At 52.1% G+C, this 12,322-nt stretch carries 8 protein-coding genes and 1 pseudogene; 6 read left to right on the top strand and 3 right to left on the bottom strand.

Annotation, left to right across the window (positions count from 1 at the left end; genetic code table 11):
- Nucleotides 1-39: 39 nt before the first annotated feature.
- From AC24GY_RS14655 to AC24GY_RS14645, 3 genes are all read left to right on the top strand, one after another.
- Nucleotides 40-438: a hypothetical protein gene (locus AC24GY_RS14655; protein WP_487684303.1), complete on the top strand. Its 399-nt coding sequence runs from the start codon at nt 40-42 to the stop codon at nt 436-438.
- Between the two features lie 789 nt (nt 439-1,227).
- Nucleotides 1,228-2,634 (top strand): reverse transcriptase/maturase family protein, encoded by a 1,407-nt coding sequence (locus AC24GY_RS14650; RefSeq protein ID WP_487684300.1) that lies wholly within the window; start codon nt 1,228-1,230, stop codon nt 2,632-2,634.
- A 7-nt stretch (nt 2,635-2,641) separates the two neighbouring features.
- On the top strand, nt 2,642-3,130 hold the full coding sequence (locus AC24GY_RS14645) for a hypothetical protein (protein ID WP_487684297.1): 489 nt from the start codon (nt 2,642-2,644) through the stop codon (nt 3,128-3,130).
- Between the two features lie 580 nt (nt 3,131-3,710).
- Here AC24GY_RS14645 and AC24GY_RS14640 read toward each other — a convergent pair.
- Nucleotides 3,711-4,432 (bottom strand): annotated as a pseudogene (locus AC24GY_RS14640) (IS5 family transposase).
- A 436-nt stretch (nt 4,433-4,868) separates the two neighbouring features.
- On the opposite strand from AC24GY_RS14640, the gene AC24GY_RS14635 reads away from it, so the two are divergent.
- Nucleotides 4,869-5,462, top strand: coding sequence for a hypothetical protein (locus AC24GY_RS14635; protein WP_487684294.1), 594 nt, complete (start codon nt 4,869-4,871; stop codon nt 5,460-5,462).
- 48 nt (nt 5,463-5,510) lie between these two features.
- Nucleotides 5,511-5,786, top strand: a complete 276-nt coding sequence (locus tag AC24GY_RS14630) for an HU family DNA-binding protein (protein WP_487684291.1) — start codon at nt 5,511-5,513, stop codon at nt 5,784-5,786.
- 453 nt (nt 5,787-6,239) lie between these two features.
- Here the strand turns inward: AC24GY_RS14630 and AC24GY_RS14625 are convergent, their stop codons facing one another.
- Both AC24GY_RS14625 and AC24GY_RS14620 read right to left on the bottom strand, forming a co-directional pair.
- Entirely contained in the window at nt 6,240-6,806 is a 567-nt protein-coding gene (locus AC24GY_RS14625; protein ID WP_487684288.1) for a hypothetical protein, read from the bottom strand.
- 73 nt (nt 6,807-6,879) lie between these two features.
- Complete coding sequence (locus AC24GY_RS14620) at nt 6,880-9,219, bottom strand: secretin N-terminal domain-containing protein (RefSeq protein WP_487684285.1); 2,340 nt, start codon at nt 9,217-9,219, stop codon at nt 6,880-6,882.
- 933 nt (nt 9,220-10,152) lie between these two features.
- Between AC24GY_RS14620 and AC24GY_RS14615 the strand changes: the two genes are divergently transcribed.
- Nucleotides 10,153-12,318 carry a cytochrome-c peroxidase gene (locus tag AC24GY_RS14615; protein WP_487684282.1) on the top strand — a complete coding sequence of 722 codons (2,166 nt, stop codon included), beginning with the start codon at nt 10,153-10,155 and terminating at the stop codon, nt 12,316-12,318.
- Nucleotides 12,319-12,322: the final 4 nt, after the last annotated feature.

The following is a 12,322-nucleotide window of genomic DNA, read 5'->3' as shown; positions in this document are numbered from 1 at the left end:
TGTCCGGCCCCTTTTCATTCCAGAAAGGAATACATCCCTATGATTGCCGATCTCGATCCCCAACCTCAGATCATCCAGCGCCGCAGCCCGAACCTCACTCTTCATTGCGGTGCCTCGCATGTCGAACTCGACGAAGTACACGCCGTTGCCACGCCGCGCCACACGCAGAGCTGGTGTCCTATCCCGCATGCGGAACTCATCAGCACTGTTCAGCGCACGCTGGCCGCCACCAACCTGCGCATAGGCACGCAGGCTCATTCGTTGTCCCACGAGGGCCAGCGCTACTTCGGCCTCATGGAAGTCCACGCCCAGAAATCCAGCGACGACTACTGCTGGGTGCTCGGGCTGCGTAATAGTCACGACAAATCGTTCCCCGCAGGCATCGTGGCTGGATCGTCTGTGTTCTGCTGCGACAACCTCGTGCGCCGTGAGGCGTGAATCATGAACGCAGGGAAAGCCCTGCCATTCTAGCTGAAAATGAATGACTCCAACAACCTAACCTTGGCCCGGCAACGGGATGAGACTTCGAAAGAAGCGGGGGACAATAGCATGGTTGTAAAGCCGCTGTGCGGAAATCTGGATATTCCCAAGAGTCAGCGGCAAGGAGAGGAACATATGGCGAAAGCTAAACTGCCTGAACCCCAGACCCATACCGGAGGATCGCACTCACTGCCCACACCAGATAAGGAGCAGCATCCCCATGACACTCGTTCTCCTAGGTTGGACGAGCCGCATCAGCCAGGGGACGGTGCCGGCAATAAGCCGGACAACGGTCGAACGGGGCGCCTACATGTTCACGATCATCATGATTCATGTACCACGGGATCGCCTACACAGGGGGCAACTCCTGCAAGGCGACGGAGTCTCCATAGTACCCAACGTGCCCGGTTAACGCCGGGTGCAGCCAGCCGCAATGCTGGTCGAAGCAAAGGCAGAACCGACGAGCAATCGGAGGGAAAAGCCCGCGCCCATCGGGGGAAGGGAGACAGTCAGAACAACCAAGAAGAACGTTTCAATGGAGGACAACCAATGTTGACCGATAAAACGATAAAACGACTTCAAGGACTATCTCAGTGCTCACGCAACGGGCACAAGGTGCAGAGAGTGTTTCAACTGATGACCAACTATCCCGATCTTTGGAACGAGGCGAGTTGCAAAATCAGCCGGAACAAAGGGGCCGCTACTCCCGGGGTCGATGGACAAATCCATGCCGACATCTGTGATAGAATGGACCTCATCCGTGAAACACTTCGCAAGGGTGAATACCGCCCGAAACCGACACGCCGGGTTTACATCCCCAAGAAAAGCGGAACACTCCGCCCACTTGGGATACCGACGGCTGCCGACAAGCTCGTTCAAGCCATGGCTGCACGCATTCTGGAGGAAATCTACGAGCCGGTCTTCTCAGACCACTCGCATGGCTTCCGCAAAGAACGTTCATGCCACACGGCCCTCGACGAGCTGAAACACAACTGGAAGGGCACGAAGTGGATCATCGAAGCGGACATCCGCGGATGCTTCGACAACATCAATCACGACGTGCTCATGGAACTGCTGGCCAACAAGATCGAAGACCGATGCTTTCTCAAGCTCATTCGCTCTTTCCTGCAGGCCGGATACCTCGAAGACTGGGTTTACAACCGTTCCTACAGCGGCACTCCGCAGGGAGGCACGGTGTCACCCATCCTCGCGAACATCTACCTGCATGAACTCGATGAGTGGCTCAATCAGAAAGCCCAGACCTTCAACAAAGGAACGACTCGCAAGTACCATCCGGAGTACAAGAAAATGTACAGCCGGTATCAACATGCGCTCTATCGCTCCCGCGACCTGAAGGCTGAGGGCCGACTCGACGAAGCTGAGAAGCTCGAACCTCTGATCCGGCAAACGAAGGTCGATTACCTCGGCTGCCCAACCACGCAGACCCATGATCCAAACTTCAGACGTATGCGCTTTGTGAGATATGCAGATGATTTTGTCATCAGCATCATCGGATCAAAAGCAGACGCCCAGCAAATCCTCGCTGACCTCAACGTGTTTATGACACAGAGGCTGAAGGTGGAACTTGCAGATGACAAGACAGGCATTGTTCACGCTGCCGAGGGAACGCGTTTCCTCGGTTACGACATCAAGATCGTCAGCAGTCCTCACCGGGTCCGCAGGACACGGGGTGGAACACGACGGTCCATGATGAGCGGAGTGGCGACGCTGGAATGGCCGATGGAACGTGCGCTCAAGTTCGCTTGGGAACGCGGCTACATCGACGATCTTCAGAATCGGAAGCCACAGAAGAGAGTGCCTCTGCTTCATCTGTCAGGGGAGGAGATCATCCGGCGCTACATCCAGGAACTGCGAGGCGTGAGCAACTACTACTCACGTGCAAAGAACTGGAGGCACGTCGGCAATCAACTCCATTGGTTGTGCAAAGACAGTCTGGTTAAAACCTTGGCGGCGAAGAATCGCGCCAAACGCACCGATACCTACACCCGCCTGAAAATGGGCAACTCCCTCGGAATCTCACGGGACGAAAAGGCCATTATGCTGCTTCCACCTGCCAAGTGGAAGCGCTACAAGGCTGATCATCCCGACTGGAAACCACAGGGCAGCATCCCCAGCTTTCAGCGCAAAGCCTGAGATGGCAATGTTCGATAGAGAGCCGAATGCGTCGAAAGGCGCACGTTCGGTTCGGAGGGGGGAGCAGCCAGGTCCTTCACAGGATCTGGCGCTCCTACCCTACGCCTTTTACGGAGAGGTCAAACTCGCTCGCAAGCACACGAGGTTCATCGTACGTGATCTGCCCGGCCTCGTGCAGAGCGCCGTGGGCAGACTGATGGAGCGCTGGCACCATCAGGACAGCCGCATCGCCAGCTACAAGCTCGCAGATCTCGATGACCGCACGGCACACGATCTCGTGGTTCGTGCACTTGATGTCGGTGTCTGCCCCAATCGTCAGATCCCGCTGGTGTTGCATGAATGGCGTCAGCCACGTCATGAGGCGTTCCAGCTACGGAACGTCTGGAGCCTCTTCAATGCGTTCACCGAAACACTGAAGGGCAATCTCACCGAACTCCCCCGTCGCACGGAAGCCCTCCATGGCCTTCTCGACAACCATGTCGGGTTATCGGCGTGATCTAGAAAGGCGAGAAGAGGTTCGGCGCAAGCCGGGCCTCTTTTTTTAGCTATTACTGATTCATCTTCAAAGTGATAGCGATGGTCTGCCTTGCTATTTCCAGCCGGAGATCCACTCTGCGCATTAACCTATTGAGCCTTGCGCAATTGACTGACAAGAAGAGCGTTCCTGGTGGAAGTGGACTCGGTGCCTGAATGCGGCAAACTTGCTGCGGGGCTCATTGCAGACGCTGCTGGCAGGCTTGAAGTGTGGCGGAGTGCTGGGTTTGCTTCCCAGCCTGGCTGCCAGAACCCAGGGGAGCACTCGCTAATGCTCGGCACCCCTGGGCTGTATGACGGAAGGCCGTTGGCCTTCAAGACAAGTGCGTCAGTCTATTGAGCAAGTCTCAATAATACGACCAGCAACCGAATCCGTAAAGTTATGACCAAGGCATCGACATCTCGCGGGGCATTGCGCACAACTTCGGCCTTGCAAAAGCACCCCCCCCTCAGGCCAGCGCTTTACAGATGGCCAATCTACGTCTACACTCAGAGGCGGTACGTGACGTTTATTGGCCTGTTCGAGATCTTGGAGGCTGTTATTAACTTTTGCCGAATAGAGAAGAGAGCATGAGGGGCGCGAAAGCGAGTCTGTGCATGCCTGTCAGGGTCGAAGCCAGAGGCTCTTAGTCCAGTGAGAGGCGTTTGAAGCGCGCCGCCCAGCCAAAACTGCGCTCCACAACCCAGCGCTTTGGCAGCAGCACAAAGCCCTTCTTGGCCTCCGAAAGCATGACCACCTCCAGTTTGATGCCGTGCAGTTGTGCCTGTCGTGCAGGCTCTTCCCCGATGTAACCATGATCCACATAGGCTAGTTGCACATTCTCCCCGGTGGCCTGTTGGATGTGCTCTGCAAGGTCGCCGACCTGCGCGCGCTCCTACTCGTCAGCCGCCGTCACCTTCACTGCCAGCAGCTGCCCGAGAGTATCAACCGCGATGTGCAACTTGCAGCCTTTGCGGCGCTTGTAGCCATCATAGCCGGCCCGGCCGCCGCTCTCTGGCGAGGTCTGAAGTGTGCGTCCGTCCATGATGGCCGCCGTGGGCTGGGCCTTGCGTCCCTTGGCCAGGCGGGAGAGTTCACGCAGATCATGGGCCATGGCTTTGAAGCAGCACGCCTTCATCGAGCGCTACGCCTGCTGATAAACGTTCTGCCAGGGCGGCAGGCATGGGGCATCATGCGCCACTGGCAGCCGCAACGCACGATGTAGCACAGCGCGTTGAAAAACTCCCGCAGTGGACATTCCCGCTGGGGAGCATCTTCCTTCATCAGCACAAGGTAGGGACGGCAAAAGCCCCATTCTGCATCGCTGACGTCACTCGTGTAGCCGGGTCTTGGCTTGTTGCTCTAAGGTTCCATCTCAAGCTTATTGCTTGGACCCCCACCGTTATAAAGCACTTTTTAAAGTTAATAACAGGATCTAGCGTCGGACCTAAGCTCTCTGCCACCCTCAAGTCAGCAGGCTTGGCATTCATTCGTGAAGTGGCTGAAGCCAATGTTGATATGCTGGCACTTCTCGTTGTTGGGTATGGACAGCAGCTTCGAGTCTGGCTTCGACTCTTGCAGGCATGCACTGGCTGGCCTTTGCCATTCTCAAGCTTTTCCCCAAAAATCTATAAATCGATTTAGGGTAACCCATTTGTCTGCATGTAGACGAGGAGAGTTCGGATACCTTAGACATCTGGTAAAAGATACTCAATTTTTTATGACTCAATTGTATTTTCAGCAAAGCACCGAAATCCCTTCTAGCAGTCCAGTTGGACAAAATATCGTTACCCCTGAAGTTTCGACTTTCGTAAAGGAATTCCAAAAAGTCAATGAGCCATCAATTAAGCTCCCTCAGAAAACCCGGCTTCCCGCTTGGAATACTGAGCGGACGGCGCAAAAAGAGATCATTGTCCCCTTTGACGAAAGCTCATTTTCCGGCCTGCTCGTGGATAACAAGACCTTTCAAGACGCTTATTCCGTTAGAACTCCTGCGCCGCATAGGGACAATCTCCGTCTTGACGCCGGACGCCCGATCGGCACTCTGGTGAATACTCCTGGATTCTATGACGATCTGATTGGTTTTATTAATGCTATTCTGTTATTTGTAGAGGTTATGCTGCCAGTTTTGACAGCCGCATTTCTACTGTATCACTTTCCAATTTCGAAATGGCTCGCTTGGAGTTTGATCTCCTTTTGGGGCATGATGCTGATAACGCTTAAGCTGTTTATAGTTAGACCGAAATCCTGCCGAGTCTTACTCTGGGGTGGTGCTTCGGCGGTGACTTTGCTTTGGCTGCTCGGGTCTCCTTAATAATCATCGGAGCCGCTTTCATTCCAACAACAAATCTCGTCCACGCGCTTGAACAAAGCTCAACTCATCGACGCCGTGCAGCAAATTCTTGGTGGCAACACCACTAAACGGGCCGCTTCCGACGCCCTCAACGCCGTGCTCAAGGCGATCGCAATAGGAGTGAAACATGGACCGGTTCAACTCATCGACTTTGGCAGCTTCAAGCCCGTTGAACGCAAGGCCCGCATGGGCAGAAATCCAAAATTACCCGAAGTATTGGTTGAAATCAAGGCTTCCAAAACCGTGCGTTTCTGCCCCTCCTCGGCTCTAAAAAGTTCGCTCTGATCCATTTAAGTTTTATTCGTTGAAACGACTCTTGGATTGATCTCGGCTGCAATGCAGAAGGCGCGCGGGTTTTCGGCTGCATCTATGACAAATGAGCGCTGGATGGCTGCATGGCTCCCAAGCCTTTCCGCGAGACCCTGCATGAGTGCCACATGCCTTTGCCCCCGCGTTCGGCGTTTTCGATTGATTGCGCCTTAAGGCATCAAGCACCATGTCCATTTTTGCTCTGGGTCTGCCTCCAGGCTTCAGAGTACCATTTGTTTGAGACGCTTTTTCAGCGGCTCCCAGCATGCAAAGCGTTGTGTTTTCATTGGCATTTCTTCTTGCCTCAATGTCCGCGATTTGCCAATCGACAGGTTTTCAAACACGGCCTACAAACCATGGCCATGTGATGACCCATGGTTATGTCGCTGTTCAGCTATCTGCGGAAGATAATTCTTTAAAATACTTAGATTACTTGGTCTGATTGATTTCTCGATAAAACTGAGTGAACTCGACTTCGCAGTTTACGGTTTTGTTGGAACCAACGGGATTGATCAAAAGATGAGTGACACCAATAAATAACTTCGCTTGTTGAATGTCTTCCAACCACTGGTAGAAGACCTTTTCCAAGGCTCCGGTGATCGTTATTTTCACTTTTGCACGGTTGAAGTATCCAAGATTTGCCTCCACAGGCAATCCATCGGGACCTATTTCTTTAGATTCTTCGATGAATTCTTTGCCGCCGATGCCGAGGCCTCGCTTTGCTGCCTGGGTTGAAATGACCCCGAGCAATTTTGATGAAGCTTCCTCATGGCTTGAAAATGCGGGGATGTGTTCCTCAATCCAGCTGTATTTTTCGGCCCATTCCGAACCCTTCGAGATGGAATGGTTCATATCCGCAATTCGATTGGCGAGAGATTCATTTTCTTCGCGGATGGCCATGTAATTGTTGTACGCATACTTAACACTGCCGCCTCCGACAAGAATGAGGAACGCAAAGGTGAAAACTGTCAGCAGAAACTTTTCACTCTTTTTCATTTATCCGGGATTCCTTTCAATTCGAACCTGAAGTTTTGGTCGCGCCTCGATTGCTGCAAAATGCGTGGACATTTTATTCACGAAAAGGAAGTGCTTTGGGGACGTCTTCCAGCGAAGGTGTGCCGAATTCTACCGTTTCCTCAAAGAGGGCTGAGCGCTCAGATTCTATGGCGTTAGGATTGTCTCCAGAATCATCATTTTTCATGATGTGCGGCTGAATAAATATGAGCAGTTCCTCACGCTTGCTTTCTGTAGTCGTGGTGCCGAACAAGTTTTTAATGATGGGTATGCGGCGCAGAAATATGCCACCTTTGCCTTCTTTGCTTGAACGCTCCGTAATGAGGCCGCCCAGGACGACGGTTGCGTCATTTTTAATGGACACTTCAGTCACCAACTGCTGCGTTCCAATGGTCGGAACAGTGTTGCCGGAGATGATCTGACTGCCAACAATATTGTCATTCACCTGGGCAATGCGCAAAGTGACCTCATCATCAGAGTTGATGAGAGGAATCACTTCCAGCTTTAGCAATACATCACGATAATCAACGCTGACACTGTTACTGACCAGGCCAGACTGAAATCCGCCGTTCGATAAAATCTGTGCAGGAACAGCAATCTTCTGGCCCGAAGAAATGACTGACTTGGATGCGGTCTTTGCATAGACGCTGGGGGTGGCCAGAATTTTGAAATCATTGTTACTGTCAATCACCTTGAGGTAACTGCTCAAGGTGCCGAGCTGTCCATATAGGTTAAGGCGATTCCAGGAAAAATTGACAGCATTTGAAGCAATCTGTCCCCCACTGCTGGAGAGCGAACCGCCCAAGTTGAGGTTGTCTGACGACGAAGTGGAACCATTTGTTTGTCGAATGCTGAAGTCATCCAGCAGTTTGAGAAAGTCGAAGCCATAGTTGTAATTTTTGCCGAGGCTCAGCTGTCCAATGATGGCTGAAATGTATATTTGCTGGGGGCGTACATCCAGTTCTTCAAGAAGCTGATCAATGCGTGAGACATGCTCAGGGGATCCTGAGACAACGAGGCTGTTGGACTGCGGATCGGAAATTAAAAGAGTTTTTCCCACGATCATCGATTCGGGCGCTGCTGCTTTTGCGGGCGAGTTGAGCAAGCTGCGGTTGGAATTGCTTCCATTGCTGTTTCCGTTTGAGCCTCCGAGATTGCTGCTTCCATCCTGGCTGTTGGAGCCTCCGGGTATTCCACCAAGATTATTGCCTGCCGAAGTGCCGGCTGACAGAGCGTCCGTGTCGCCAGGTTGCAGGCTTGCCTTTCTTCGGCCGCCACCAGTTGAAGCCGATCCGTTGCTGTTTTCGATGTCTGTATCTTTTGCAAGTGCATTGTATGCGACCGAAATAAAGTCCTCAACCTTGAGCCATTTCAGCCGCCGTTTTAAAAAGTTGGTCGTGTGATCCTGCTTATCAAGTTTCTCCACCAATCCTTTGATATAGGTGATGTCAACCGGGCGTCCTATGACTAGCAATTCATTCGTTCGTCTGTGGGGGAATACTTTGACTTTGCTGGTCCCCGGACTGGCTGCGGGCGCACCTTGGCCGTTATCCACGGGGTTGATGGTATCACCTTTAGTGGCAGTGCTGTTGGCCTGTGACGAGGTTGAGGACTTACCCCCTTTGTCCTCCTCCCCAAAAATTTCAGTGATGATTTCGGCGACAAGTTCAACGTCTGATCTTTCCAGCCTGATCATTTCGTTGGCAATGTTTGCTGATGGAACGTCGATTATCTGGGCTATTTCATAAATGGTGCGGATCGTGGCGCTATTCTCCGTGATGATGAGCGCTGTGTTGTTTGAAACCGCCGACATCGCCCCGTAGGGGTGCATTTTGATAACCTCTTGAAATGCTTTTGATGCATCATCTGCCGAAATATGCTGGAGCGGCAAAACATAGTGACAAATTTCTTCGTTTACGGGAAGGTCACTTAAAGTGTGATATACTCTCAAACCGTCTGCAGTTGGGCTTTTACCAGCACCGTTGTTGATCAATTTGGCTGTAGAAGCATCGACATGGATAAGGGCATATCCATTCAGCAGCAGTGTTGCCTCAATGAATGCGATGGCATCCCTTTTGGTGAGCGGTTCAGGAGAGATGATGCGCAACTGCTCTCCATTGAGCGACGAATCGAGTATCAGTTTCTTCCGCGTGAGACTCGTATAAAATGGGAGTATGGCTTGAATCGGGGCGCTTGGAAAATTGACCTTAACCATGGCGCTGTCGCTGATTTGGACGTCGTTGCTGATAGCAGCACCTGGCGATAATGGTTCAAGTTTTGATAAGCTCTCCTGTGATCGTCCAATATTCGCGGCTCCCATGAAGAGGATTGGCAAAAATGCGCGAATCTGGCATAGGCGCGTTAATCGAGCGCGGGTGAATGTTGTAACAATCATGAAAATACATAATCACAATAATAAAATTCTACGCTCATGCGCTAGAACAAGTGGAGTAACCCATTTTATTGATCTTCGGTTTAACAGTGATCCCTCTTTGAATGTGCCTGCTGCGGTGATTCCGAAATGAGTTGGCAATCAAAAAGAATGTCTGTTGGCCGCAAGATTTTCCCTTGGTAATGATTCAGCTCTTTGAGGGAAAGTAATGAGGGAACAGCAGACTGCTGCCACCCGGGCATCCCATCTGGATAATTTAAGGCACTTTTGCTTCGTGTCTTTTTGCCGAGCACGCCAAATCGAAAAAGGTGCACTTCACGTTGTTGTCTGACCACACGACGAATGGTTTCACCTTTTGATGGGCAGGTCACCTCCTGAGAGAGTGTAAAAGATGATGAAAAGGGCAGGGGAGGTGATCGTCAGTGCAGCAATATTGAAGGCCGGATGTGACATCGTGTTTTGAACAGGTCTGTGTGCTACACAACTGCTTGAAGATGATATGGAAAGAATGGAAGGTGTGAAAAAGATTAATAGTGCTTAATTAAAAGCTTTTGCCTATCAAATATCGACTTGGTTATCAGGTTGAATACCCAGGGTTAAATAAAAATAATAGGAAAAAGATGGGAAATACAACGGCTTTGCAGGATTGCTGAATTCTGCAAAGCCACTTTGACGAGGCTTAGCCTCATCAAGTTATTTTACTTCGATAAACACAGTGAGTGACACGATAAGTAGGACGTTGAGCATAGTCTGATCGCAGGTCAAAGAAGCGGGGGTGAGGTGGTAATTCTGAATTCGAAAGCGTCATTGAGTGCTCTCCGTGGGTTCCAGAAGGGTTACCACCATAGAAAGTGGAGTAACCCTATCCTTCATTTGTAAACAAACTGTTACGAATGCAAAATTCCATACTCAATAGAAAGCCGGAACTGAAAAAACATGGAAAAAATAGAGATCATCATTGGTCGGAGGAAAATCGGGAGCCGACCTTGTGTATTCTATGTGGGATGTAAATGCCATAATAAAAGCGGGTCTGCTTTGATTGCACTCATGGTGTTTTTCAGCCTTGGGCTACGTGCTCAGGCGCAGTTTACCCCGAAGGTTCAAGAGGCACCATTAACAGAGGCTCAAATCATTGCCGAAGGGGAGATGGCGACACTCTTGCGGAGTCTCAAGGGAGTTATGGTTCCCGGCCCGATGAACCTGGATGAGTTTGTCAGAGATCGGCAAGCAGCCATTGCTTTGGGAAAGGCATTCTTCTGGGATATGCAGGTCGGTAGTGATGGGGTGACTTCCTGTGCCACGTGCCACTTTCATGCCGGGGCGGACAGCCGCCACATCAACACGCTGGCTCCCGCGCTCCTTCAAAGAAATGGTCAGCGTCAGGCAAGTCCAGATACGCAGATCGGGTTGGGAGCTAATCGTGCGCTTAAAGTGGCTGACTTTCCTTTTCACAGACTCTCCAATGCTAATGATCGTCAGTCTCGTGTTGTTGCTGACAGCAATGACATCGTGGGCTCACAGGGGGTATTGAAGGAGCAGTTTGGTCAGGTGGTGCCACGCCGGGCCGAAGAGACGACGCGGACGCAGCCAGACAGTGCCTACCAGGTCAATGGTGTGAACACACGTCGTGTGGCTCCTCGTAACTCGCCTTCAGTCATCAACGCTGTGTTTTACCTGCGCAACTTTTGGGATGGACGTGCGCAGGATGTTTTCAATGGAGTTAACCCTTTCGGGGCGCGTGATCCGAACGCCTTTGTGCTGCAAGCTAAAACGCCGGCGCAAATGGAAGAGGTGCAAGTGAGCCTTCGCTACTCCAGCCTTGCCTCCCAAGCCGTCGGGCCGCCTCTCAATGATGTGGAAATGTCTGCCGCAGGCCGCTCATTTGCCGATCTTGGCAAAAAAGTTCTCAGCTTGCGGCCACTGGCCAGGCAGGTGGTGCATGCAGAGGACAGTGTGCTCGGAGTCATGGTGCATCCTTCGGGCAAAGGATTGGCAGTAGCCAATTACCAGCAAATGATCCAGAAGGCATTTCTGCCGATATGGTGGCAGGGCGTGAACTGGGTGGAAATGTCCGCCGGTGGCGCACCACTGCTGGTCAAGACACCGCAGAATCCAAGCGCCAGGCAGTTCAACCAGATGAACTGGAACTTTGCGCTCTTCTTTGGCCTGGCGATTCAAATGTATGAATCGACGCTCGTTTCGGATGACTCACCCTTTGACCGCTTTGCTGAAGGTTATGATTCAGCACTCACGGCGCAGCAGAAGCGCGGCCTAGAGGTCTTCAAAGACAAGGGCAAATGTGCATCCTGCCACAACGGGCCTGAGTTCTCCGCTGCGACTGTATCGAAGCTTGATAAAATCGACATTCCGCTGCCAGGGGATCCGGTGATCAAGATGCCCGGCACCATTGGAGCACGTCCAAGTATTCCAGACCGCATTGAGCGCATGGTCTTCTCTTCAGTGGCTCCCAAGGCGGACGCCTCTGGCATGGTCAACACTACGGGAAGGCATGTCGTGTACGACAATGGATTCTACAACATAGGAGTGCGCCCGAGTTTGGAGGACCTGGGAATCGGTGAGGATGATCCCTTTGGCAATCCGCTCTCCGAATCGCGCCTGTTTTATGCTGGCAAGCTGCAGGCACTGGGGCTTCCTCTTCCAGCTTTCGCGTTGGACAAACATTACGTGCCATCTGCCGATGGCTCCTTCAAAACTCCTTCGCTGCGCAATGTCGAACTTACAGCCCCTTACTTCCACAATGGCGGTCAGCTGACGCTGAAGCAGGTGGTGGATTTTTACAATCGAGGCGGAGACTTCAAAGATGAAAACATTGCTGATATTCCCACGGACATCACTGATCTCGGCCTGACACCCGCAGAGAAGGAGGCGCTCATCGCCTTCCTCATCAGCCTAACTGATCCGCGGGTGAAGTTTGAGCGTGCCCCCTTTGACCATCCGCAGCTTCTTGTGCCGAACGGGCACCCTGCAGCCGCAGGTAAGATCACTGCAGACGTGCAAGGGCGCGCCATCACCACTTTCCTGGAAATCCCCGCAGTCGGTCGCGCCGGTGGACCTGGAACCCCCAACTTTAACCCCCAATAACCCC

The sequence above is a fragment of the Prosthecobacter sp. Pr1 genome (assembly GCF_057652315.1).
The sequence above is the reverse complement of the archived record's forward strand: the minus strand, read 5'-3'. Positions and strand labels throughout refer to the sequence as shown.

Bases quoted from the DNA above. Each gene is read 5' to 3' on its own strand.
- AC24GY_RS14650 (WP_487684300.1), top strand. From the start codon at position 1,228: ATGGACCTCATCCGTGAAACACTTCGCAAGGGTGAATACCGCCCGAAA.
- AC24GY_RS14625 (WP_487684288.1), bottom strand. From the start codon at position 6,806: ATGAAAAAGAGTGAAAAGTTTCTGCTGACAGTTTTCACCTTTGCGTTC.
- AC24GY_RS14615 (WP_487684282.1), top strand. From the start codon at position 10,153: ATGGAAAAAATAGAGATCATCATTGGTCGGAGGAAAATCGGGAGCCGA.
- AC24GY_RS14645 (WP_487684297.1), top strand. From the start codon at position 2,642: ATGTTCGATAGAGAGCCGAATGCGTCGAAAGGCGCACGTTCGGTTCGG.
- AC24GY_RS14635 (WP_487684294.1), top strand. From the start codon at position 4,869: ATGACTCAATTGTATTTTCAGCAAAGCACCGAAATCCCTTCTAGCAGT.
- AC24GY_RS14620 (WP_487684285.1), bottom strand. From the start codon at position 9,219: ATGATTGTTACAACATTCACCCGCGCTCGATTAACGCGCCTATGCCAG.
- AC24GY_RS14655 (WP_487684303.1), top strand. From the start codon at position 40: ATGATTGCCGATCTCGATCCCCAACCTCAGATCATCCAGCGCCGCAGC.